Source organism: Sinorhizobium mexicanum (genome assembly GCF_013488225.1).
Classification (GTDB): Bacteria; Pseudomonadota; Alphaproteobacteria; order Rhizobiales; family Rhizobiaceae; genus Sinorhizobium; species Sinorhizobium mexicanum.
On sequence record NZ_CP041239.1, the window covers coordinates 234,450 to 255,291 of the forward strand.

At 61.6% G+C, this 20,842-nt stretch carries 20 protein-coding genes and 4 pseudogenes; 11 read left to right on the top strand and 13 right to left on the bottom strand.

Annotated elements, in window-relative coordinates; all coding sequences use genetic code 11:
• Position 1: 1 nt before the first annotated feature.
• The 7 genes from FKV68_RS21180 (at position 2) to FKV68_RS21210 (ending at position 7,543) form a co-directional block, all read left to right on the top strand.
• The gene (locus FKV68_RS21180) at positions 2 to 352 is read left to right on the top strand and encodes a Rossmann-fold NAD(P)-binding domain-containing protein (RefSeq protein WP_245181758.1); all 351 of its coding nucleotides are present in this window, start codon (positions 2 to 4) and stop codon (positions 350 to 352) included.
• A gap of 125 nt (positions 353 to 477) precedes the next feature.
• A complete protein-coding gene (locus FKV68_RS21185; RefSeq protein WP_180941608.1) occupies positions 478 to 885 on the top strand; it encodes a FixH family protein in 408 nt (135 codons plus the stop codon).
• Positions 882 to 2,327 carry an efflux RND transporter periplasmic adaptor subunit gene (locus tag FKV68_RS21190; protein ID WP_180941609.1) on the top strand — a complete coding sequence of 482 codons (1,446 nt, stop codon included), beginning with the start codon at positions 882 to 884 and terminating at the stop codon, positions 2,325 to 2,327. Before FKV68_RS21185 ends, FKV68_RS21190 begins: the two co-directional genes overlap by 4 nt.
• Entirely contained in the window at positions 2,324 to 5,497 is a 3,174-nt protein-coding gene (locus tag FKV68_RS21195; protein WP_180941610.1) for an efflux RND transporter permease subunit, read from the top strand. The genes FKV68_RS21190 and FKV68_RS21195 overlap by 4 nt, the downstream gene beginning before the upstream one ends.
• A gap of 205 nt (positions 5,498 to 5,702) precedes the next feature.
• On the top strand, positions 5,703 to 6,323 hold the full coding sequence (locus FKV68_RS21200) for a hypothetical protein (protein WP_180941964.1): 621 nt from the start codon (positions 5,703 to 5,705) through the stop codon (positions 6,321 to 6,323).
• Positions 6,320 to 6,472: a hypothetical protein gene (locus tag FKV68_RS21205; RefSeq protein WP_180941611.1), complete on the top strand. Its 153-nt coding sequence runs from the start codon at positions 6,320 to 6,322 to the stop codon at positions 6,470 to 6,472. The genes FKV68_RS21200 and FKV68_RS21205 overlap by 4 nt, the downstream gene beginning before the upstream one ends.
• 90 nt (positions 6,473 to 6,562) lie before the next feature.
• Positions 6,563 to 7,543 carry a LysR family transcriptional regulator gene (locus FKV68_RS21210; protein WP_180941612.1) on the top strand — a complete coding sequence of 327 codons (981 nt, stop codon included), beginning with the start codon at positions 6,563 to 6,565 and terminating at the stop codon, positions 7,541 to 7,543.
• Positions 7,544 to 7,881: 338 nt separating this feature from the next.
• On the opposite strand, the gene FKV68_RS21215 is transcribed toward FKV68_RS21210, so the two are convergent.
• The 7 genes and pseudogenes from FKV68_RS21215 to FKV68_RS21240 all read right to left on the bottom strand — a co-directional run bounded on the left by FKV68_RS21215 (position 7,882) and on the right by FKV68_RS21240 (position 12,005).
• Positions 7,882 to 8,766 carry a LysR family transcriptional regulator gene (locus tag FKV68_RS21215; protein ID WP_180941613.1) on the bottom strand — a complete coding sequence of 295 codons (885 nt, stop codon included), beginning with the start codon at positions 8,764 to 8,766 and terminating at the stop codon, positions 7,882 to 7,884.
• 50 nt (positions 8,767 to 8,816) lie between these two features.
• Positions 8,817 to 9,103, bottom strand: a pseudogene (locus FKV68_RS21220) (aminotransferase class I/II-fold pyridoxal phosphate-dependent enzyme); the annotation flags it as partial.
• A 106-nt stretch (positions 9,104 to 9,209) separates the two neighbouring features.
• Positions 9,210 to 9,548 (bottom strand): hypothetical protein, encoded by a 339-nt coding sequence (locus tag FKV68_RS21225; RefSeq protein WP_180941614.1) that lies wholly within the window; start codon positions 9,546 to 9,548, stop codon positions 9,210 to 9,212.
• Positions 9,549 to 9,684: 136 nt separating this feature from the next.
• Positions 9,685 to 9,864 carry a hypothetical protein gene (locus tag FKV68_RS33195; protein WP_245181757.1) on the bottom strand — a complete coding sequence of 60 codons (180 nt, stop codon included), beginning with the start codon at positions 9,862 to 9,864 and terminating at the stop codon, positions 9,685 to 9,687.
• 31 nt (positions 9,865 to 9,895) lie between these two features.
• Positions 9,896 to 10,699, bottom strand: a complete 804-nt coding sequence (locus FKV68_RS21230) for an ATP-binding protein (RefSeq protein WP_245181755.1) — start codon at positions 10,697 to 10,699, stop codon at positions 9,896 to 9,898.
• A gap of 200 nt (positions 10,700 to 10,899) precedes the next feature.
• A complete protein-coding gene (locus FKV68_RS21235; RefSeq protein WP_180941615.1) occupies positions 10,900 to 11,304 on the bottom strand; it encodes a hypothetical protein in 405 nt (134 codons plus the stop codon).
• A gap of 65 nt (positions 11,305 to 11,369) precedes the next feature.
• Positions 11,370 to 12,005 (bottom strand): response regulator transcription factor, encoded by a 636-nt coding sequence (locus FKV68_RS21240; protein WP_180941616.1) that lies wholly within the window; start codon positions 12,003 to 12,005, stop codon positions 11,370 to 11,372.
• A 431-nt stretch (positions 12,006 to 12,436) separates the two neighbouring features.
• Here FKV68_RS21240 and FKV68_RS21245 point away from each other — a divergent pair, with 431 nt between their 5' ends.
• Positions 12,437 to 13,759 carry a glucoamylase family protein gene (locus FKV68_RS21245; protein WP_245182066.1) on the top strand — a complete coding sequence of 441 codons (1,323 nt, stop codon included), beginning with the start codon at positions 12,437 to 12,439 and terminating at the stop codon, positions 13,757 to 13,759.
• On the opposite strand, the pseudogene FKV68_RS33200 reads toward FKV68_RS21245, so the two are convergent.
• Positions 13,758 to 13,897: pseudogene (locus FKV68_RS33200) on the bottom strand (nucleotidyl transferase AbiEii/AbiGii toxin family protein); the annotation flags it as partial. The gene FKV68_RS21245 and the pseudogene FKV68_RS33200 sit on opposite strands and share 2 nt — an antisense overlap.
• A 97-nt stretch (positions 13,898 to 13,994) precedes the next feature.
• On the opposite strand from FKV68_RS33200, the gene FKV68_RS33785 reads away from it, so the two are divergent.
• Both FKV68_RS33785 and FKV68_RS33205 read left to right on the top strand, forming a co-directional pair.
• Positions 13,995 to 14,240 (top strand): transaldolase family protein, encoded by a 246-nt coding sequence (locus FKV68_RS33785; protein ID WP_180941618.1) that lies wholly within the window; start codon positions 13,995 to 13,997, stop codon positions 14,238 to 14,240.
• 46 nt (positions 14,241 to 14,286) lie between these two features.
• A pseudogene (locus FKV68_RS33205) lies at positions 14,287 to 14,627 on the top strand (glutathione S-transferase family protein).
• A gap of 9 nt (positions 14,628 to 14,636) precedes the next feature.
• Here FKV68_RS33205 and FKV68_RS21255 read toward each other — a convergent pair.
• The 3 genes from FKV68_RS21255 to FKV68_RS21265 all read right to left on the bottom strand — a co-directional run bounded on the left by FKV68_RS21255 (position 14,637) and on the right by FKV68_RS21265 (position 17,245).
• Positions 14,637 to 15,665 carry an AraC family transcriptional regulator gene (locus FKV68_RS21255; RefSeq protein ID WP_180941619.1) on the bottom strand — a complete coding sequence of 343 codons (1,029 nt, stop codon included), beginning with the start codon at positions 15,663 to 15,665 and terminating at the stop codon, positions 14,637 to 14,639.
• 474 nt (positions 15,666 to 16,139) lie between these two features.
• On the bottom strand, positions 16,140 to 16,544 hold the full coding sequence (locus FKV68_RS21260; protein ID WP_180941620.1) for a hypothetical protein: 405 nt from the start codon (positions 16,542 to 16,544) through the stop codon (positions 16,140 to 16,142).
• Between the two features lie 65 nt (positions 16,545 to 16,609).
• Complete coding sequence (locus tag FKV68_RS21265) at positions 16,610 to 17,245, bottom strand: response regulator transcription factor (RefSeq protein WP_180941616.1); 636 nt, start codon at positions 17,243 to 17,245, stop codon at positions 16,610 to 16,612.
• Positions 17,246 to 17,577: 332 nt separating this feature from the next.
• Between FKV68_RS21265 and FKV68_RS21270 the strand changes: the two genes are divergently transcribed.
• A complete protein-coding gene (locus tag FKV68_RS21270) occupies positions 17,578 to 17,970 on the top strand; it encodes a response regulator transcription factor (protein WP_180941621.1) in 393 nt (130 codons plus the stop codon).
• Here FKV68_RS21270 and FKV68_RS33790 read toward each other — a convergent pair.
• Both FKV68_RS33790 and FKV68_RS21275 read right to left on the bottom strand, forming a co-directional pair.
• Entirely contained in the window at positions 17,965 to 18,717 is a 753-nt protein-coding gene (locus FKV68_RS33790; protein WP_425347646.1) for a sensor histidine kinase, read from the bottom strand. The genes FKV68_RS21270 and FKV68_RS33790 overlap by 6 nt on opposite strands.
• Positions 18,697 to 20,355: pseudogene (locus FKV68_RS21275) on the bottom strand (PAS domain-containing protein); the annotation flags it as partial. The gene FKV68_RS33790 and the pseudogene FKV68_RS21275, both read right to left, overlap by 21 nt.
• Between the last annotated feature and the right edge of the window lie 487 nt (positions 20,356 to 20,842).

Here is a 20,842-nt window from a genome sequence, read left to right on the forward strand (position 1 = left end):
CATGAGACGTTGGTCCCTCATTTCCCGCCTGCTCTCGATCGTTGCGATCCTGGGCCTGCTGATCGCACCGATGGTGACGCCCTCGGCAGCAGCGGCTGCGCAGCCAGTGACGCAGATGACGGACGTGGGCGCAATGCCGGATGACATGTCTTGCCCGGATGAAAAACAGTCTCTGCCTTGCCAGAAGTCCTGCCCGCTTGCGACCATCTGCATGGCCAAATGCGTCCCAGGAGTGACCCAACGGGAGTTCGCCCTGTTTCGTCCTGATCGCGCCGTCAATGTAGACCGCTACATGGATCGGATGCGCGATCCGACGATCGGCGCGCCACCGGACCGACCTCCACGAACCTGAGTTCATCGTGGCCTTTCCAGGCCCTGTCAGCCGTTCGGCCTGGCGCCGGGCGGTGAATGCATGGCCTTGCGCCATAGCCATTCCGTGCATCCGCACGAACCAACGATGAATTTGGGAAAACAACAATGACGCTTTTCACTTTGAAGCCCGCGGCGGCCGCGGCGCTGATCGGCCTGACGTTCACGGGCCTTTCATCCAACGCCTGGGCTGGCATACAGGACTATGAATTCCAGCTCGTCGAAAGCGAGATCAAGCAGGGCAGTGAGGCTGAGATCGCCGTGCGGCTTGTCGACAAACGCTCCGGCAAGGCTGTCCCCGACGCCGTCATCTTCGCGCAGCGCGTCGATATGGCGCCGGACGGCATGGAGATGATGGCGGCGCCGATCGAAGCCCTTCCCTCGGTCGAGCCCGGCATCTACCGCTTCAAGGCGCAGATCTCCATGGCTGGCGGCTGGCGGCTGTCGCTCGGCGCCAAGGTCCAGGGCGAGACCGAGACCCTCGAAAACAAGCTCGAGTTCAAGGCTATCCCATGAGTCGCGCCGGTCGAACCGGCCTCACCCTCGTCGCCATCGTGGCGGCGGGGGCTGGAGGCCTTTGGGCTGGGCAGCGTGGTGTCGCGCTGCCTGACCTTTCGTGGCTTCGTTCCATCGCCGGCGCCGAAAGCGTCGCCGCAGCCGCCGTGAAGGCCGAGCCGGCGGGATCCGGGCCAATCATCTACTATCGCGATCCGGACGGTCGTCCGGCTTATTCGGCAACACCGAGGAAGACCACTGATGGCCGGGATTTCGTGGCCGTCGGGCAGGGTGAGGACGTCAGCTTTGACGCGGCGAAGGCGAAGCCCGCTGAAGTGACGTCCGTACCGGCGCCAGGGGACAAGAAAATCCTCTACTACCGCAATCCGATGGGACTGCCCGATACCTCCTCGACGCCGAAGAAGGACCCGATGGGGATGGATTACATCCCCGTCTACGAGGGCGAGGGTGAGGACAGTTCCACGGTCAAGGTTTCGTCGGGCAAGCTGCAGCGGACGGGCGTACGCACGGCCGAGGTCGGGCTTTCCCGTGTAGATCGCAGCATTCGCGTACCCGGAACCGTGGTGATCGATGAGCGCCGGATCAACGTCGTCACCATGCGTGCCGACGCCTTTGTCGAGGACGTGGCGAATGTCACCACAGGCGACAGGGTTTCGAAAGGACAGAGCCTGTTCCGCTTCTTCTCGAAGGAGGTCGCATCTGCCGGAGCGGAGTTTGTGACCGAGCAGCGAATGGAACGGAGCACAGATGACGGGTCGGGCGGCGCGCTGAAGCTTGTCAATCTCGGCCTATCGAGAGAATTGATCGCAGCAATCAGGCGCGATCTGAAGGTGCCGTCGCGCATCTCCTATGACGCGCCGGCCGACGGCGTGGTGATGGAGCGAGGGGCGACGGCAGGCATGATGGCAAAGCCAGGCGATCTCTTGTTCCGGATCGTGGATACCTCGCATATGTGGGTTGTGGCAGATGTGCCCGAACATCAGCTCGATTCCATGCGGGTCGGCGCCGAGGCAAACGTCACGGTGCGCAGCCTGCCGGGCAAGGTTTTCAAAGGCAACGTCGCCCTGATCTATCCCCAAATCCAGGAAGAGACGCGAACGGCCAAGGTCCGAATCGAACTGCCCAACCGGGACGGTCTGCTTCTTGCCAATATGTATGCGGACGTCGAAATCAACGCCGGCGAAAATGAGCCGGTCGTTGCGGTCCCGAACAGCGCGATCATCGACACCGGCACGCGACGGATCGTTTTCCTCGACCGCGGGGACGGGCGCTTCGAGCCACGCGATGTCAAGCTCGGCATGCGGGGAGAAGACCGGACGGAGGTCACCGAAGGTCTCAAGGCCGGCGACCGTGTCGTCGTTGCGGCAAATTTCCTGCTCGATGCCGAGAGCAATCTCAACGCGGCGCTCAATGCGCTTGAGCCTGGGGAGGGAAGGCCGTGATCGCCAACCTTATCGCCTGGTCGGCGCGCAATCTCGTCCTGATCTTCGTCGCCACCGCCTTTGCCGTCGCGGGCGGCCTTTATGCGCTGAAGACCCTGCCGCTCGACGCCATCCCCGACCTCTCCGATGTTCAGGTCATCGTCTACACCGATTATCCCGGCCAGGCGCCGCAGGTGGTGGAGGATCAAGTAACCTATCCGCTGACGACGGCGATGCTGACCGTGCCGAAGTCGAAGGTGGTGCGCGGCTTCTCCTTCTTCGGCGTCTCCTTCGTCTATGTGATCTTCGAGGATGGGACCGATCCCTATTGGGCGAGGAACCGCGTGTTCGAATATCTGAACGCGGCGGCTAAGCGGCTGCCACAGGGGGTCACGCCCGGGCTTGGACCGGATGCGACCGGCGTCGGCTGGGTCTATCAATATGCCGTCGTCGCCAAGGAGATGACCCTTGCCGAGCTGCGCTCGCTGCAGGACTGGCTGGTGCGCTTTGCCGCCTCGAAGGCGGAAGGTGTGGCCGAGGTGGCAAGCGTCGGCGGGTTCGTCAAGCAGTACAACATCGTCGTCGATCCCTCGCGGCTGCGGGCCCAGGGCATCTCGCTGTCGACGGTGCGCGATGCCGTGCGCGCCAGCAACCAGGATGTCGGCGGGCGCACGCTCGAACTGTCCGAGTTCGAATTCATGGTGCGCGGCCGCGGCTACATCAAATCGCCGGCCGATATTGAGAACATTGTGCTCAAGTCGGAACGCGGCGCCCCGCTGCTGATCAAGGATGTCGCGCTGGTCGAGATCGGTCCTGACGAGCGGCGCGGCATCACCGAGCTCAATGGCGAGGGCGAGGTGGCGAGCGGCATTGTCCTTCAGCGCTTTGGCGCCAATGCACTGAGCGTGATCGACAACGTCAAGCAGCGCTTGAGCGACATCGCCGGCAGCCTGCCGAAGGGCGCCGCGATCGTTCCGGTCTATGATCGCTCGCACCTGATCGAGGCGGCTATCGAAACACTCAAGCACACGCTTGTCGAGGAGAGCATCATCGTCGCGCTCGTCTGCGTTGTCTTCCTCTTGCATTTGCGCAGTGCCCTTGTCGCCATCCTGATGCTGCCGGTCGGCATCCTGATTGCCTTTGCGGCCATGCGGCTGATCGGGCTCGGCTCCAACATCATGAGCCTCGGGGGCATCGCGATTGCAGTCGGTGCGATGATCGACGCGGCGATCGTGATGATCGAGAACGCTCACAAGCATTTGGAACGAGCGCCGCCTGGCAAGCCGCGCGTGCAGATCCTGATTGACGCGGCGAGCGAGGTCGGACCGGCGCTCTTCTTCAGCCTGCTGATCATCACCGTCTCCTTCCTGCCGATCTTCACGCTGGAATCGCAGGAAGGCAGGCTGTTCGGTCCGCTCGCTTTCACCAAGACCTTCGCGATGGCGGCAGCCGCACTCCTTTCGGTGACGCTGGTGCCGGCGTTGATGGTGATCTTCGTGCGCGGGCGGATCATTCCGGAGCACAAGAATCCGATCAACCGCTTCCTGATTTGGGTCTACCGACCGGTTATCCGGAGTGTGCTCAAGGCGAAGACGCTGACGATCCTGCTGGCGCTCGTCGTGCTCGGAGCGTCCGTTTGGCCGGCGCGTCAGCTCGGCTCGGAATTCATGCCGAGCCTCGATGAGGGCACGCTGATGTACATGCCGACGACGCTTCCGGGCCTGTCGGTGACCAAGGCGGCCGAACTTTTGCAGATGCAGGATCGCATCATCAAATCGTTCCCGGAGGTCAACTCTGTGTACGGCAAGGCCGGACGCGCGGCGACAGCCACCGACCCGGCGCCGACCGAGATGTTCGAGACGATCATCAACTTGAAGCCAAAAGGCGAATGGCGTCCGGGCATGACCATCGACAGCCTCAGGGCCGAGATGGACAAGGCGCTGCAGTTCCCTGGTGTCTCGAACGCCTGGACCATGCCGATCCGCGCTCGTATCGACATGCTGTCGACCGGCATCCGCACACCGGTCGGCGTCAAGGTCTTCGGTACGGACCTCAATGAAATGGAGACGATCGCCCGGCGGATCGAAACGGTCCTGAAGACCGTTCCCGGCACCTCGAGCGCCTATGCCGAGCGGGTGATCGGCGGTTACTATCTCGACATCGTGCCGGATCGCGGGACGCTCGGCCGCTACGGCCTGGCCGTCGGCGACGTCCAGGATGTCATCGCCACCGCCCTTGGCGGCGAAACCGTGACCACGACCGTCGAGGGCCGCGAGCGCTATGGCGTCAATGTCCGCTATCCGCGCGATTTTCGCTCAAGTCCGCAGGCGATCGCGACCGAGGTGCAGGTGCCGCTCCCAGGCGGTGGCGCGGTTCCGCTCGGTGAGGTGGCGAAGGTGGAACTTACCCGTGGCGCCACCTCGATCCGCACCGAGAACGGGCAGCTTGCCACCTACATCTTCGTCGACATAACCGGGCGCGATCTCGGCGGTTACGTGGCAGAGGCGCGAGAAGCGGTCGCCAAAGCGGTCAAGCTTCCGCCCGGCTATTCGGTCGGCTGGAGCGGGCAGTTCGAGTATCTGGAAAGAGCTGAGGCGCGAATGAAGATTGTCGTCCCCGTGACGCTGTTGATCATCTTCCTGCTGCTTTATCTGAACTTCAAGGCGCTGGCCGAGACGCTGATCGTCATGCTGTCGCTGCCCTTCGCACTGGTGGGCGGCATCTGGCTGATGTGGTGGCTCGGCTTCAACATGTCGGTGGCGGTCGCCGTCGGCTTCATCGCGCTCGCGGGTGTTGCGGCGGAGACCGGCGTCGTCATGCTGATCTACCTTGAACAGGCGATGGCCGAGGTCAGGGAAGAGAGGACACGACAGGGCCGCGCCTTCACCAGATCCGACCTCTACGAGGCGATCATGCTCGGGGCGGTCGAACGCGTGCGACCGAAGATGATGACCGTCGTTGCGATCATGGCGGGTCTTGTGCCGATCCTCTGGAGCACTGGCACGGGATCGGAGGTGATGCAGCGCATCGCCGTGCCGATGATCGGCGGCATGATCTCGTCGACCATCCTGACGCTCGCCGTTATCCCGGCCATCTACGGTCTGATCAAGGGATGGCGGCTGTCGGCGGCCGCCAGCGAGGCGGTCATCGAGGCAGAGGCACCTCTGGCGCTTAGCGAAGCCGCCGAATGAAGGAAGGATGCGATGATGACCGATATGATGGGTAGCTCCATGATGTGGAGCATGGGCCTCGCGGGTCTCCTCGGCCTTGTCGTGGTCGTCCTCCTGATCGCGGCGCTGATCAAGTATCTGTTCTACCGCTAAACTCTTCGCCCGCGTCGTGGAGCTGCTGTCCACGACGCGGGCGTCCGGATAAGGCCAAAGGTCGTCGCGGGTTGTGTTCGCGGCATTTAGCGTCATCTTTTCCATTGGCGTGAAACGCTGGTCGGCGCGCAAGCTTGTCGCCTTATTCCTCGCGGTCTTCGTCGTCGTAGCGATGAGCCTCTCCGCTGGGTCGCACTCTCGTCTCCACTCGCCCATCGAGCGCGCCAGCCACTTCGCCAACTGCGGAAACGATGCAAAGTGTTCGGGTTCAATGCAAAAGAGGGCGGCGGCGACGCCACAACCCTGTGCGAACGCGGTGACGGCAATGATGATGCCTCACGAGAACGGCGAGAAGCGCGCTGGACACTGCGGGTCATTCATGATCCGTTTGAATAACTCAAACTCATTTTTACGGTCTAGCGCGTCTTGGACGAATTGGTCATTTTTGCGAGCCAACGCACTCGAAGATCAATCAGGAGATGGCGTGATGGGCGAGGCTATTGAAGTCCGCTTGACTGATGACACGAGCGGGACAGGCTACGACGTAGAGGTCACGTATTCCCACGACAAGTTCTGGTCGTACTGGAACACCTACGACGCCATCGAGAATGCGCGGCGCGAAGTCCGGAAGCTCAAGGCATCATCTCCATCGAACTTCAATGCCCGCATCATCCGGAAGGATGTCGTCCAATGACCAAGCACCACGCCAAGGATACGCTCCTGATCCAGACCACCGGCCTCGAAATCGAGTTGGAGCTCGCGATCGACTGCAGCGTCAGCATGATCAGACTCTACGGAAGCCTGGGCGCGCCTCCATCAACCGATTTGGGAGGGTTGCGGTGACGACATCGGGGGTTGGTCCGTGTGCGTCGTCGCATTACCCATTTGCGGGTTGCCGATGGTTCGTGAGGTCTAGTCGAATGGAAGGGCGCCGTGAGCAATCCCATCTCAAAGCTTTGCTTGGATGATCTTCGCATCATACGCGCTGTCGGCAAGAATGGGGCTCTCGCCGCTGCGGCCGAGATGCTCGGTGTCAACAGTTCGACCATCGGGCGACGATTGTCCAAGGTCGAGGAAAGCCTCGGCGTCACTCTCTTCGATCGACGCCGAACGGGATATGTGACCACTGCCCAGGGGGAAGAATTGATGGCGCTCGCCGAGCGCGTCGAGTTGGACGTGGTCAGTGTCGCCCGTCGGGTCTCCGGTCATGTGCAGGGCGAAGTCGGCGATTTGCGCATCACGACAAGCGATTTCATCCTGTTGTATCTTCTCACGCCGATCATTGCTTCGTTCAAGGCGCAAAACCCTGCGATCAGAGTGGACGTGACCGTTGGAAACAGCTCGTTGAATCTGGCGCGAGGGGAGTCGGATGTCGCGGTCAGGGCTACCGACAATCCGCCTGAAAACCTCTTCGGCCGGAAAGTCGCTACAATTGCCTGGGCCCCGTATGTCGGGCTTCCGAACTCTGTTTCGTCCTGGCCTGGCCCAGACGCGCTTTATGATCGCCAATGGGTGTCTTACAGCGGGAAGCTATCCGGTCTCAAAGCCTGCAAATTCGTCGAGGAACGCGTGCACCACGACAATATTGCCTACCAGACGGATTCGGTCGCCGGCGCGGCGGCGGCTGTCGCCGCGGGTCTAGGGGTGGGCTATTTACCTTGTATGCTTGGCGACCTCTCACCGGATCTCATACGCATTGGGGCGATCGAACCAAGGCTTAATAATGAGCTGTGGCTATTGACCCATCCGGATATCCGCAAGTCAGGTCGGATATGCGCCTTCATGAAGCACTGTATCGCAGCAATCAGTGAGCGCCGTGATCTCGTCGAGGGGCTTCATGGAACGATTTTGGGTCCGCCGGGTGTGGCGAAGATCGGCCCGCGTCCGTCTATGCTCGAGGCAGCATTGCCTTGAAGTCGATCGCGATGACATCTCCCGGTGGAGTACATCTAGCATTACAGTTGCATTTTGGTTTTCAGATGCGCTCGTCGAGCGGCCGCCTGATGGGCGCGCCTCCAGCATGACCATGCGATGACGCAGGCGGGTTTATGCGACGCTGGGCAAGACCTCTTTGGGTATTTCGCTATCGCACACCGCACCGAAGCGCGCGGAGAACCTCCAGCGCGACGGCGGCCGGTTGGGGGTGCTAGCTTGTGCAAGCGCTAGGTTTTGGCGCGGGTGGGGTAAAGGTATTCTATCAATAGCTGCGGGGAATGCCGCGCTGTCACGGCGATGCCCTGGCCGGAGCCGTGCTAAGCAGCACGGAGCTCCCTGAGGAAGAAGTCGGTAAATGCCCGCGCGGCGGGTTTTATGGTCTTTCCGCTGACGAAGAGCGCATTCACTTCCATCGAGCCGAAATCCCAGTCAGGCAGCACCCGCACGAGCTGCCCGGCCTTGAGCTCTGCCCGCGCGCTGTTTTCGCTGGACGCGGCGATCCCCAGCCCGGCGACGGCGCTTGCCGTGGCGCCTTCGTTGATGGTGATAGCGAGCTGGCTGTCAATGCGCACGGAAGTGACGCGGCCGTCCTTACGGAAGGAGAAAGTCGGCGATGGATGCGCCGGACCGATGATCATCGAGTGGTGTGCGAGGTCCGACGGCATCGTGGGCGTGCCGCGCTCCCGCAGGTAGTCTGGGGAGGCCATGAGTATCCTCGGCAGGTAGATGAGTTTGCGCGCCGTCGCGCTCGAGTCGGGCAGGGCGCCGAACCGGAACGCCACGTCGATGCCCTCGGTGACGAGGTCTTGGTAGCGGTCGTTCGCCAGGAGCTCGATCTTCAGCGCTGGGTGCTGCTTCATAAACGTGGGAAGCCGCGGGATGATTTCCCTGAGCACGAAACATGACGACGTGCCGACGCGGAGCGAGCCGCGCAACTCTCCCGTTCCGCGCGCCTCGTGGTCGGCCCCGTCGAGCGCCGCCAGGATCGCCTCGACGCGTATTAGGTACGTCGCGCCGGCCTCGGTCAGCGTCACCGCTCGCGTGCTGCGGCTGAAGAGCGTCGCGCCGACCTCCTCCTCGAGCGCGGCGATCAGCCGGGATGCAGACGGCTGCGACAGGCCGAGCTCGCGGCCGGCACGGGAGAAGTTGCCGACGCGCGCGGCGCGGACAAACAGTCTGAGTGCTGAGAGTCGATCGTTCATCGCTCGGTGCGCTCTGGGCGGGCTAAACGGAGGCCGGGGCCAGCGCGAAGGCTGTGGCGGATGCCCTCGATCATCGAGGCATGGCTCTTCTCCTTCGAAAAGATCACCGCGCCGGGCAACTGTGCGCCGAGCGAGCCGAGCGTCGTCCAGTTGGAGACGTAGCCCGAGGTGAACAGCAGCGCCGCTTCCTTGCCGTGCGGGTCGGCAAGCTCGCGCTCGAGCAGCAAGTGGTAGTGGCTGGTGCCGGAGATGTTGCGGCTGCCGCCGGCGCCGGCGCGGTCGAGCGCCTCGTGCATGGCGGCGACCACTGGCCCATGCCGAGACAGTCGTTGGAGCATCACACCGTGACTTTGCAAGTCCGTTTGCATGACGGATCGCACGCGGGAGTCGCCGCGCCTGCCCGTGCGCCCAAAAGCGACCTGCTCGAGAGCGGCGTCCATGGCTCAAAACCCCTTCGGTGGCACGAAAAGGCAGATGGTGTGGCCGGCATTCATGCCGGCCTGGTGAGCGCACCAGTGATACTCGCCGTCCGGCGAGTTCTTCACGCGTTTGTCGCCATAGGCGACAACTTCGCCGGTACTCTGGATGACATAGCCTTGCGGCTTTTCGCTGATCGCCTTGGCATCGACCTCCTGGCAATCCAGGTTGGAGCAGCAGGCCCAAGGATAAGTCCATCCGGTCGGTGCTTCATGCGCACCGGCGGGAGACACTGTGAGCGAGGAAATGGCAAGACAGGCCAAAGCGGCGGCACTCGTGAAAGATACGACGCGTGAGCAGTGCATAACGTTCTCCCGGGTTTTCCAGTCACCGATCGGCCTGATGATGCAAGGCCTTCGGGCGTCTGTCGGTCGGCATTCCGATGTGACCGACTGTACGGTGCAAGGCACGTTTTCGCGGCTTGCGCCTGGCTCGCGGAGGTCAACGATGTCGGGGCGGGGCCCGCAGGATCTCCAGCTCGCGTCTCGATTGGACCTTCACAGCACATCGTGCCAGGGCTGGGCCTGGGCCGCGCATGTAGTGGAGCTCGGGTCGGTATCGTGGAGCTACGAAATCGCGAACTACGGATACCCAGCCTGCGACTAAAGCGCGGAGTTTCATCCTAGTTGTTCCTTTCCTGTCCAGGCAGCCCTCAGTCGGCAAAGCCGGCCAACAGTGCCGGCATCCAAAGATCGATCGTCGTGCCCCGCCGAGGAGCGCTTGTTATTGAGAGTCCACCACCCAAACTTTCCATCAGTTGCTTGACGGTCGCGAGGCCAAGACCGGTGCCATTGGTCCTCGTCGAGAAATTCGGCTGTCCCGCCATCTTCAGCGTCTGGTCATCCATCCCCAACCCGCAGTCGGCGACAGAAAGGCGGATCATTCGCTCGGGTCCGCCTGGGTGAGAGGCAGGCGGAAACTCCAACGCCGCTGTGATGGTGAGGTCGCCGCCTTCGGGCATAGCGTCGCGCGCGTTGAGAACCAGGTTGAGTAGCGCGCGCTCGACGAGTTGGCGGTCGATGAAGGCAGGCGGGAGCTCTTCGGCGATGTCTAATTTGAGCCTGATATCTGGAGAGAGGGTACTCACGAGAGCCGTCTCGAGCGGCTCAAGCAGCTGGCGAATCTGCACAGGCTCTAGGCTTACCGGCCGCGGATTGACAAAATCGAGAAGTTGCCGAGCGAGCACTTTGGCGCAAAATGCGCAGTAAATTGCCCCATCGATCTTCTTCAACTGCCTGGACGTACCTACGTGTCGAGCTTGCAGTTCCTCCAGGATAGTGACGATTGGCGTCAGTAGGTTGTTGAAATCGTGAACGATGGACGAAAGAAGCAGCCGCGAGTCGGTCGCTGTAACGGCTGGGACGGCCTCCGAGCCGCGACCGCCTGACGTCAAAGGGGCAGGGGTCTGGTGAGCGGGCAAGCGACCCAAAGCCATCGTGGATTCTGATGCGCGCATGCCAACCTCCCGAGCTTGGAAGAGCCATTCGCGGCAACTTCGTTACTCGTAATTTGATGGTTTTGCATGCCGTGAGCTATTGCACGTGGGTGGTGCGCAATGATCGATACGTTGCAGCAAGTAAACCTAGATTTAGTACGAACGTGTCGGACTTTTCATGTTCGCACGTCGCGCCCGCCGGAAGCTCCGGCCGTGGCGAATCAGAGAAAGTCGGGTGGCGAATGCAGCTCGCCGGCATCTGAGACGCGTCGAGTCGACACACCAAGGATTTGCTTCGATGCGAATGTATGAGTTCCCCGATTCCTCGTGGTCGAGGCGCCGCTGCTGCCGCCACCGGACAGGGTGCGTGCGTTGAGCTCATTCAACTTTATGGATGGATCAGTCCTGGCCGCATTCAAGCGCTCGTTGCGAAACGCGACAAGCCGGTGAGCGGGATAGCTGGCATAGGAGTCGCCCCAAACGCGGATGTCGTCGGAATAGCCACGAACCTCGGCGGCGGAGATCAATTGCGTGGGAACGCCGTCGCGCGGTCGTGCGGCAATGCAGGCACTCAGCTGGCCGCGCACAGCCCAAGGAGGATCGTCCCCCCGCAAGACCTTTGCCATGCACCGTTGATGGCGGCGAACAATGACCTGGTGTATCCGATTGGCCTCGCCGAAAGCTGTGCAGCTCAGGAGCGTTGCGGCTTGTCGTGCAGCAGCTTGAGCTTGTCCGCCATTCGGCCAAGCTCGGGAAGCGAACCGGCCTTCATCTTGTGCATAGCCCTGCTCCGATGCACCTTCACCGTGGCTTCGGCGATGCCGATATCATGGGCGATCTGTTTGCTCAGGCGGCCATGAGCGACCTGAATCATGATCTCGCGCTCCCTCGGGCTCAGCGAGCTGAAGCGCTCCCTAAGTGCGACAAGGTCCTTCTCACTTTCCCGCCGTACACGATCGCGGGACAGGCCGAGCTGGATCGCATCGAGGAGATCCTGGTCGCGGAACGGCTTGGTCAGGAATTCGATGGCTCCCCTCTTCATCGCCTGCACGGACATCGGGATATCTCCGTGACCCGTGATGAAGATGATCGGGAGTTCTCTGTTTGCGTCAGCCAGCTCGCGCTGCAAATCAAGACCGCTTTGCCCAGGCAATCTGACGTCGAGCACCAGGCAGGTCGGGCCATCAGGTAGATCAGATCCGAGAAAATCAGCTATGGACCCAAACATCTCTACAGTGATGCCGACAGATCGCAACAAGCGCCCGACCGAGGCTCTGAGGTCCGGATCGTCGTCTATGACCAAGACGGTGGAGTTTGGATCAAGCATCGCCGCCCCCTGGATCAAAGGATCACGGAAAAGAGCCTTTGTCTCAGTTCTCAGATTTGGTCCGCCCGCTCATTTCTAATCCCAATCATTCGACCTGAACAGCCTCATCCATTTCTGGAGCATTCGGAGGCATAGACCAAAGTTTACGCACGAGCCGCACCACTGCTGAGCCGAAGCCGCGCTAGCAGTGGTGGTTCCACTGGCATTCGATCCACCGTCCTTCGCGTGTAGTCCAACGTTCAGCGCAGTGAACCATGACGCTATGCCACGCCACCCGCGTGCAATAGATCGCGGCATTCCAAATCATCAAACTGCACATCACCCCGGCGACACCGTGCACGGGATGTTTGTGAGGTTTCGATATGGAAAGGCCATACAGCGAGGCTGCAGATGTTTCATCTCCGCGTGCGGCGCTCCGAGTTGAGAGCGATTTGCAGTCCCCCGATCAAGGACCGAACTCGCACGGGCTCGGCCGCGGGGACGGGCACGCCGCGGTCGCGATCGAAACGCCGCCCAGAATCTCCGTCGGCCGCAAGCACGGCGCCCCTCGCTCCGACGCGCCTTTGGAAGAGATCCTCGACACGGTGCAGCGGCAGACGCTCCGATATTTCTGGGACTTTGGCCATCCGACGAGCGGCCTGGCGCGAGAGCGGAGCAACGCGACACCCCATGTCGTCACGACCGGTGGTTCCGGTTTCGGTATCATGGCGATCCTTGCTGGCGTGGGGCGCGGATGGATCGGCCGGCAGGTCGCTCTCGATCGCCTGATTACGATGGTGTGCTTTCTCGGCGAGGCCGAGCGCCACCACGGCGCCTTTCCTCACTGGATGGATGGCGACAGCGGCCGAACGATTTCCTTCAGCCACCTCGATGACGGCGGCGACATCGTGGAGACGGCATATTTGATGGCGGGGCTGCTTTCGGCGCGGCAGTATTTCGGAGGCCCGGAACCCAAGGAGCGCATCTTGCGCAGCCTCATCGATACGCTCTGGCGGGACGTCGAATGGGACTGGTACACGCGCGGCTCCCACTCGCTCTTTTGGCATTGGAGCCCGGTGCACGGATGGGCGATGGACCACGCGATCAGCGGCTGGAACGAATGCCTGATCGCATTCGTCCTGGCGGCTTCCGCCCCACGGCATCCTATCGAGCCGAGCGTCTATCACCGCGGCTGGGCGGCCGGTCAGGCGTTCGTCAACGGCCGAAGCTTCGATGGCATACCGCTGCCCCTCGGACACGATCATGGAGGCCCGCTTTTCTTCGCGCACTATTCGTTCCTCGGCCTCGACCCACGACGGCTTCGGGACCGCTACGCCGACTATTGGCAGCAGAACGTCGCCCACACGCGCATCAATCAGGCGCACTGCATCCGCAATCCCAAGAAATTCGACGGCTACAGCGCTGAATGCTGGGGGCTGACCGCGAGCGACAGTATCCATGGCTACGTTGCGCACGCTCCCGACCATGATCACGGTGTGATTGCTCCGACCGGTGCCCTCGGGTCCTTCCCCTACACCCCGGCGGAGTGCGAGCGGGCGCTACGCCACTTCGCTTCGCGAGGCGACCGGCTCTGGGGCGAGTATGGCTTCAGGGATGCATTCAGCCCGGCGGTGGATTGGTACGCGGACTCCTATCTCGCCATCGATCAGGGGCAGATCGTTGTCATGATCGAGAACTATCGGAGCGGGCTCCTGTGGCGCCTCTTCATGAGCTGTCCGGAGATCCAGGCCGGGCTCGCGAAGCTCGGCTTTTGACGGAAAGACGCGGCAGGTCGCGGATGAAGAGATTGGTGGCGGTACCGCCCTTGAGGGCGAGGACGTCTCCGCTGCCACCAGCGGCAGGGCGCGTGTCAGGAGCCGGACTTGTCTGTAGTAGGGGCTAGTGGCGTCCACCGCCCAGATCGAGGCGCTGCCGGATGAGATCGGCTTACGATAGCGCCAGGCCCTCACGGACGCGCTTGCGTCCGAGCGGGGCGAGCTCAAACGCGTCTTGGTGCCGGCTGCCGCGGAGCCGCGTTCGCTCCGGACGGCGGAAGACGGGATCTGCCACTGGTTCGTGAGCGAAGGCGCCGTCGACATAAAACACCCGGAGCCCGCGGTCCCGATGGACGAGGCAACCTTCCGGTGGATCATGAACGAGGACGTGATGGCGACCGAGAAGCCGGCCGAAGGCATCCGCGTGTTCGCGCATGACCTGAAGATGCTCCGCCGGAGGATCGGCGAACACCTCCGGTGAGTCCCGCGATGTCGGCATGGCCGACAGCAAACGGGGAGCCGCGATGATCGTGGTGCGCCGCCACCTGAACAACTCGAAGTCTCAGCGCATCCTGTGGCCGCTCAAGGAATTGGGGCTGCCCTACGAAATCAAGTTCTACAAACGCCATGCGCAGACGAACGGCGCGGTCGAGGAGTTGAAGGCGGTCCTTCGGGAGCCCGTAACTATCCGTTCGGCACTGAGCTGTCCGGCGCTGACGTTCAGCCAAGTTTCGTCAGAGAGTTGGCAGGCCGGCGGGCGGACCGTTCGCGCTATCCAAACCTCGAAGCCTGGATGCGCCGTTTCCAGTCGCGGCCGGCCTACCTCGCCGCGGTCGCTCGCGGCAGTGCCTACGCTCTCGCGGAGTGAAGGCCGGCGTCAGGCTGCACGGGATTCCTTGATCGCATCTTCGGCCGGTGCGACACTTGAGAACAGGGTGCGCTGCGCCCTGGCACGGTATTTTGACGGGTCGCTACCGTAGTACCTGCGGAAAGTGCGCGTGAAGCTGCTCCGGCTCTGGTAGCCGGCTTTCAAGGCGACCTGGTCGATAGACAGCGCGTTGGCTGCGAGCAGGTCTGCTGCGCGGCGCATCCTCACGCGGCGGAGCAATGACATCGGGGACTCTCCGAAGGCGGCGGAAAACCGCGCCATGAAAGCTGAGCGGCTGAGACCGACGGCGTGCGACAGGCTCTGGACGGTGTGCGGCACGGACGGGCGCGAGGCCATCTCGGCGAAAGCCCGTGCGATCGGCGGATCGCTCAAGATCGAAAAGCGCTCCACCCACGCGTTCGTCGAGACCAGGCAGCGCCGTAGCAATGCGAGCAGAACGACTTTCAGCAGCGCCGCCGAAATCGGCCCTCCGCCAACGTCTTGGGCTGCGAGCTCGGCCATTGCGTAGGCTATCACCTGGTCGAGCTGGTCGTGCACGTCGAACGTCTCGACGATGGGCGTTACAAGGGAGGCGAACAAGTCGAGCGCCGGACCGTAGTTGGCTCGGAACGACCCGCACGCAAGCACCAGTGTCGGCGAGCCGTCCCCGACGGTGTGCCGCTGCGACGACCCCGGTGTGAAGCAGCCGTTGTTGTGCTTGCCGGCGTTCCGCGGCGCGGTCGGGTGCTCAGTCGCGGTGATCGTCATCGCCCGCCCAGGCGGGACGATCACCAACGTGTGCGGTGTCAGGCGTATGGGCGTTTCATCGTCAAGGAGGATGAACCCGGCGCCTCGAAGGCAGTAGTGGATGGTGGAGGCTGCCGCGCGGGCAACCGCCAAGTGGGCACCCGCCGCAAGCGCGCACTCCGACAGGCTGACGAAGGTGACGTCCAAAGTGGTCATCAACTTGTCGAGGTCTTGTCGCGATATACGCCAGATCGGCTCGCCTGCCAAGTCCAGAAGCCGTATGTTGCTCATGCCCATATCAGCTCGGCTTCGGGACAGCGGGACGATGCCATCCCACGCAGGCATCCGGCCTACGCAACTGGGTGAAGGGTCCTTCCGCGTTCCAACCTGATCTGGGGTTTTGATCGGTTCGGTCTTCGTTGCCTTCGACTGAAAGAAGCAGCCACGAGTCGGTCGCTGTAACGGCTGGGACGGCCTCCGAGCCGCGACCGCCTGACGTCAAAGGGGCAGGGGTCTGGTGAGCGGGCAAGCGACCCAAAGCCATCGTGGATTCTGATGCGCGCATGCCAACCTCCCGAGCTTGGAAGAGCCATTCGCGGCAACTTCGTTACTCGTAATTTGATGGTTTTGCATGCCGTGAGCTATTGCACGTGGGTGGTGCGCAATGATCGATACGTTGCAGCAAGTAAACCTAGATTTAGTACGAACGTGTCGGACTTTTCATGTTCGCACGTCGCGCCCGCCGGAAGCTCCGGCCGTGGCGAATCAGAGAAAGTCGGGTGGCGAATGCAGCTCGCCGGCATCTGAGACGCGTCGAGTCGACACACCAAGGATTTGCTTCGATGCGAATGTATGAGTTCCCCGATTCCTCGTGGTCGAGGCGCCGCTGCTGCCGCCACCGGACAGGGTGCGTGCGTTGAGCTCATTCAACTTTATGGATGGATCAGTCCTGGCCGCTTTCAAGCGCTCGTTGCGAAACGCGACAAGCCGGTGAGCGGGATAGCTGGCATAGGAGTCGCCCCAAACGCGGATGTCGTCGGAATAGCCACGAACCTCGGCGGCGGAGATCAATTGCGTGGGAACGCCGTCGCGCGGTCGTGCGGCAATGCAGGCACTCAGCTGGCCGCGCACAGCCCAAGGAGGATCGTCCCCCCGCAAGACCTTTGCCATGCACCGTTGATGGCGGCGAACAATGACCTGGTGTATCCGATTGGCCTCGCCGAAAGCTGTGCAGCTCAGGAGCGTTGCGGCTTGTCGTGCAGCAGCTTGAGCTTGTCCGCCATTCGGCCAAGCTCGGGAAGCGAACCGGCCTTCATCTTGTGCATAGCCCTGCTCCGATGCACCTTCACCGTGGCTTCGGCGATGCCGATATCATGGGCGATCTGTTTGCTCAGGCGGCCATGAGCGACCTGAATCATGATCTCGCGCTCCCTCGGGCTCAGCGAGCTGAAGCGCTCCCTAAGTGCGACAAGGTCCTTCTCACTTTCCCGCCGTACACGATCGCGGGACAGGCCGAGCTGGATCGCATCGAGGAGATCCTGGTCGCGGAACGGCTTGGTCAGGAATTCGATGGCTCCCCTCTTCATCGCCTGCACGGACATCGGGATATCTCCGTGACCCGTGATGAAGATGATCGGGAGTTCTCTGTTTGCGTCAGCCAGCTCGCGCTGCAAATCAAGACCGCTTTGCCCAGGCAATCTGACGTCGAGCACCAGGCAGGTCGGGCCATCAGGTAGATCAGATCCGAGAAAATCAGCTATGGACCCAAACATCTCTACAGTGATGCCGACAGATCGCAACAAGCGCCCGACCGAGGCTCTGAGGTCCGGATCGTCGTCTATGACCAAGACGGTGGAGTTTGGATCAAGCATCGCCGCCCCCTGGATCAAAGGATCACGGAAAAGAGCCTTTGTCTCAGTTCTCAGATTTGGTCCGCCCGCTCATTTCTAATCCCAATCACTCGACCTGAACAGCCTCATCCATTTCTGGAGCATTCGGAGACATAGACGAAAGTTTACGCACGAGGAGACACCTCTCCGGCCTCCTCCCGCGGCAGCGCAACTTCGCCCGGGGATAAGCCAAAGTTTACAGAGCACTGGCGTTGCACACGTGGCATTCTTCACAAGGATCACGGAGCCGCACCCAGGGTGACGGGCACTATTGGGCTGCTTACACGGCGGTTGAGCGAACTGCCAAAGGCGGCATGATGAAGAAGTTATTGGTTTCAGTCGTTGACGATGATCGATTCTTTCGCGAGTCCCTGCAAAGGCTCATGAGGTCGTTGGGCTACACCGTCGAGGGTTTTCCGTCAGCAGCCGATTTCCTCGCATCGCCTCGCCTCACGGAAACGGCTTGCCTCATCGCCGACATCAACATGCCTGCCATGACCGGGCTCGAACTGTACCGACACCTTGTCGATGCGGAGCGAAGGATTCCGACAATCCTCGTGACAGCCTACCCCCACGATGCCGATCGGGCCCGCGCACTGAACAATGGTGTCGTCTGCTATCTGCGCAAGCCAGTGGATGAGGACGATCTCAAGAGGTGTGTTAGCGCAGTGCTTACGGCGGGTGGAACGAAAGCAGGAGATTCATGATCTCGCTTCTGCGCCAGGCAAGGTGAACTGAAATACAGCGCCGCGAGGCTCGTTTGGCTCCGCCCACAGCCGACCCCCGTGGGCATCGATGATGGACCGGCATATCGACAAGCCCATCCCGGTTCCGCTGGGCTTGGTGGTATAGAACGCCTCGAAAACGCGCTCCAACTGCTCCGGATCGATCCCTGGCCCGGTGTCGCGGACTGCCACGACGATTTCGGTGCCGTCTTGTTCGGTGCTGATCAACAGCTTTCGTTGCCCCATCTCGACCGCCTCGATTGCTTCGACTGCGTTCAGGATCAGGTTGAGGATGACTTGCTGTAGTTGAACCCGATCCCCCTCGACGAGACGCAACCCGTTGGCAAACCGGGTCTGGACCGAAACCGCTTTTTCGGTGGTTACGCTTCGCGCTAATGCGATCACTTCATCGATGGCAGCGTTGAGATCAAAGCACTCTTTTCTCGGCGGCGCCTTCTTCATTTGCTTGCGAATGCGGTCGATGATGGCCCCTGCTCGATCGGCATCACCGACAACGCAGGCAAGCGCTTCCCTGACCTCGCCCAAGTCTGGCGGCTGTATGTCAAGAAAATTCTGGGCTGCGCGGGCATTGTTCCGAGCACTGGCGATCGGTTGCGTGATTTCGTGAGACAGCGAGGCAGCCAATTCTCCCATCGTGCTTACCCGGTTCATGTGAGCGAAATCCGATTGCATCTGCCGAAATCGCGACAGCGCCTCTTCGGCATGCATCTGATCATCTATGTCGCGAGAGAGGCCGTACCACTGAACGATGCGCCCGCTCTCATCCCGCAGGGGCTCCGCGCTGCCTTCCATCCAGCGATAAACGCCATCTGCACGCCGCAGGCGAAACTTCTTGGAGAAGCGCTCGCCGGTGACGAAGGAATGGTTGAGCGCTTGCTTGAGGCTGTCCGCATCATCGGGATGGACGGCGCCCTCTATAATGGCGGCCAGCCGGCCCATGCCAGGCTTCTCCGCATCTGCTATCGCTGTGCCGAGAAAATTCCTCAGTCGCTTGCTGAGGAAAGTGGGCTCTCCCTCCGGACTCAATCTCCAGATGAGGCTCGGAACCATCTCCACGAGCTGCGAGAACTCGCGCTCCCGCTCGCGCAAGGCCTCCTCGGCTTTCTTGCGCTCCGTGATATCCATAAAACCGACCAGGCTCTTGTCGGCGACTGCGCCGGGGCGGGCGGTCGTGAAAAGGACATCGATGACGCCGCCGTCCATTCGCGCCACCTTAGTCTCTTCCTGGAAAACCTCCTCACCGCGATAACGCGCCTCGATGGAGCGGCGGATGGTGGAAATGCCCGGCTGCCAGTAGCGGGTAATCGGGCCGCGCATCGTCTCTGCATTCCTTGCGCCGAACATTTCGATGGTGTGCTGGTTGACCTCTTCGACTTCCAGCGCTTCCAGCGCGCGCGGCAGGAATTCGGGGTGCTCGTCGATATAGGTTTGGAGATCCGTTACACCTCGCGCCCGCAACTCCTTGAACAGGGGAACGAGCTTGCTGGCGTCCACCTGGGTCAGCCCGATCGGCATATAATGGAACAGGTCGCGGTAGCGGCGCTCGCTTTTCTGCAAGTCCTCTTCTGCGTGCACTTGATCGTCAATATCGTGGCAGAGGCCGTACCACTGAACGATGTGCTCGTCTTCGTCCCGCAATGGTTCGGCGCGGCTCGACATCCAGCGATAGACGCCGTCAGCGCGGCGCAGGCGATACCGCATAGCGAAACTCTCGCCGGTGACGAGGCAGCGGTTGACGGTGTCCCTAAACTTCGCTGCGTCGTCCGGGTGGACGGTCTCTATAATCGCGTCCAGCCGGCTCATTCCCGGCCTGTCCGTATCCGCTACGTCCAGGCCGAGGAAATCAACCATGCGCTTGTTGAAGAAGGTCGGCTCGCCGTCCGGCGTCAGCCGCCAAAGGTGACTCGGAACCATGTCTACAAGCTGTGAGAGTTCCCGCTCCCGCTCGCGCAGCGCCGCCTCGGCCCGCTTCTGGTCGTCAATGTCCATTGTCGTGCCGTACCATTGGGTGATACGCCCCTGACTATCGCGTGAGGGTCGTCCTGAGTTTCGAAACCAGCGATACACACCATCGGCGCGGCGCAGACGATGCTCTGCGTCATAGTGATCGCCCGTTTCGAGGCAATGCCGCCATCTGGCGGCGACTCGATCATAGTCGTCGGGATGGACGAACCGACGCCAGCCAAACTCATCCTCGTCGTCGGGAGTATTAAGAACTTCGCGCGCGTTACCGAGGAAAGCAAGGGTGTTTGGACTGACATACGTGAACCTTCCGGTGGCGTCGGCCGACCATGCGTGGCCGGGCATGCTCTCGATAATTTGCAGCGCGCGCTTCGCTTCGGAGTCGCTTTCGACACGTGAGTTGAATGCTGTCGTCATTGCCTATTCCAGCCGGACAAAGAAGGCCTGGGGACTATCGCTGCTTAATATAGCACTTGTTCCGGGAAGGTTCAGGCTCCGCTTCTGGCGCTGGGCGCGTATGAGGTGGGTGCCGGTCGACACGAGCGAGGGGAAGCACACTAGCCCTCATTTCGCGTCGTCAATCCCAACGGCAAGGTAACCCGCTGGCCCCGTTCCCAAACGTCACGCGGTGGTTCAAGACGATCGAAGGGGCCGCAGCGAAATCAAGGAGAGTGCAATGAACCTCCGACGCCAGAGACACGGTCGAAGCCGTTTCAGATCTCCTAGGACGCGGCTACGGCCCACGATTACCGAATAAGAATTCTCTCGGTCGGGCCAAGTCGGATCCTTTCACAAATCGCCGTGAAGATATTGCCATTCCTCCCCGTCCATGCCTTTTTAGGTCGTACGTTCTAAAATGCAATCCGAAACG

Bases quoted from the DNA above. Each gene is read 5' to 3' on its own strand.
- FKV68_RS21255 (WP_180941619.1), bottom strand. From the start codon at position 15,665: ATGAGCAACATACGGCTTCTGGACTTGGCAGGCGAGCCGATCTGGCGT.
- FKV68_RS33790 (WP_425347646.1), bottom strand. From the start codon at position 18,717: ATGCATGCCGAAGAGGCGCTGTCGCGATTTCGGCAGATGCAATCGGAT.
- FKV68_RS33195 (WP_245181757.1), bottom strand. From the start codon at position 9,864: ATGAAACTCCGCGCTTTAGTCGCAGGCTGGGTATCCGTAGTTCGCGAT.
- FKV68_RS21235 (WP_180941615.1), bottom strand. From the start codon at position 11,304: ATGGCAAAGGTCTTGCGGGGGGACGATCCTCCTTGGGCTGTGCGCGGC.
- FKV68_RS21270 (WP_180941621.1), top strand. From the start codon at position 17,578: ATGATGAAGAAGTTATTGGTTTCAGTCGTTGACGATGATCGATTCTTT.
- FKV68_RS21180 (WP_245181758.1), top strand. From the start codon at position 2: ATGAGACGTTGGTCCCTCATTTCCCGCCTGCTCTCGATCGTTGCGATC.
- FKV68_RS21260 (WP_180941620.1), bottom strand. From the start codon at position 16,544: ATGGCAAAGGTCTTGCGGGGGGACGATCCTCCTTGGGCTGTGCGCGGC.
- FKV68_RS21230 (WP_245181755.1), bottom strand. From the start codon at position 10,699: ATGCGCGCATCAGAATCCACGATGGCTTTGGGTCGCTTGCCCGCTCAC.
- FKV68_RS21205 (WP_180941611.1), top strand. From the start codon at position 6,320: ATGACCAAGCACCACGCCAAGGATACGCTCCTGATCCAGACCACCGGC.
- FKV68_RS21190 (WP_180941609.1), top strand. From the start codon at position 882: ATGAGTCGCGCCGGTCGAACCGGCCTCACCCTCGTCGCCATCGTGGCG.
- FKV68_RS21225 (WP_180941614.1), bottom strand. From the start codon at position 9,548: ATGCACTGCTCACGCGTCGTATCTTTCACGAGTGCCGCCGCTTTGGCC.
- FKV68_RS21265 (WP_180941616.1), bottom strand. From the start codon at position 17,245: ATGCTTGATCCAAACTCCACCGTCTTGGTCATAGACGACGATCCGGAC.
- FKV68_RS21215 (WP_180941613.1), bottom strand. From the start codon at position 8,766: ATGAACGATCGACTCTCAGCACTCAGACTGTTTGTCCGCGCCGCGCGC.
- FKV68_RS21185 (WP_180941608.1), top strand. From the start codon at position 478: ATGACGCTTTTCACTTTGAAGCCCGCGGCGGCCGCGGCGCTGATCGGC.
- FKV68_RS21240 (WP_180941616.1), bottom strand. From the start codon at position 12,005: ATGCTTGATCCAAACTCCACCGTCTTGGTCATAGACGACGATCCGGAC.